The 1,076-nt window shown below is 33.0% G+C and carries 1 protein-coding gene; it reads right to left on the reverse strand.

The features are described from left to right. Positions 1-429: 429 nt before the first annotated feature. Positions 430-960, reverse strand: a complete 531-nt coding sequence (locus IM797_RS28145; protein ID WP_194130558.1) for a hypothetical protein — start codon at positions 958-960, stop codon at positions 430-432. Positions 961-1,076 lie beyond the last annotated feature (116 nt).

The raw sequence follows: 1,076 nt of genomic DNA on the forward strand, positions 1-1,076 counted from the left end.
CTCTTTATGAACACCTTTTTTTCAAAATCAGAATTCAGAAGCAATATCAATGACGAGATCAACTCGGCGATTGAAGTTTACCAGCGAAGAAAAGCTGGTGGAATGAAAGATTACTCGATAGCTACTTATGACTTTGTTTTCATTCCCCTGATTTATCCCTGAAATATTATCTATTGCTTAACAAAATGAATTTTCTCTCACTCGCCTGATCACTGCCAATATCGACAGATTAATACAATTTTATGAGCTGATTAGACCGGAGCGCCATTATCGAATTTAGGATTGATTTATAGAACGCGACTACAAAAGACTAATAGATTTCCTGCAATCCTATATCATTTTAAAACCTACAACTATGCTTGAGGTAAATATAGAGCCAGGATTAAATTAAATTAAATCCTGGCTCTTTTTTAAAGGCTTATTAATATATTATTTAATGGTAGTGTTGTCTAAAATCTGATCAATAATAGCTCTCGACTTCGTTTCTTCCCCCTGTAAATAAGTTAGTGAACCACGAACTGAATAAGTAAAGTCATCATTGACAATGACAAAATCATAATAGCAATAGTCCTTTGTCAAATTTCTGTTTATTAAAACTTGATTTTTATTGACTGTACTAATGGAGATATAATAATAGTTGTCATCCATATGAAGTCTTTTTCTTCGATTGTTCTTTACTAACTCGGTTTCTTTTAGGTAATTATGGTTTTTATTTACATTGACCCCCTTAAAAACTAACAGCATCCCATCTACATCATAATTATTCTCAGCATCGGCGTTTGCGATGAGTTCATCTAATTTAAACTTTTTGTCCAATGTTTCATTCCGCTCTTTCTTTGTAAGTTGCTTTGCCTGTTTAGGTAGCGTTATTGTTGCTCTTTCGATTTTTATCTTCACCTGAGCTAATGCAGAATAGCAGCATAGGCAGAATAAAATTAGAGTACTGATTCTTTTTGTCATTTCAATTAATGGAATTTGCTAAGATACAAGCCTAAAGTGCGATCGGCTTTGTAAGATGGATTTACAAATCGTTATGATTCATGTCTTGTTGAGAATTTGGTGTTAATTTACGTCGA

The organism is Pedobacter sp. MC2016-24 (assembly GCF_015223055.1).
Classification (GTDB): Bacteria; Bacteroidota; Bacteroidia; order Sphingobacteriales; family Sphingobacteriaceae; genus Pedobacter.

Bases quoted from the DNA above. Each gene is read 5' to 3' on its own strand.
- IM797_RS28145 (WP_194130558.1), bottom strand. From the start codon at position 960: ATGACAAAAAGAATCAGTACTCTAATTTTATTCTGCCTATGCTGCTAT.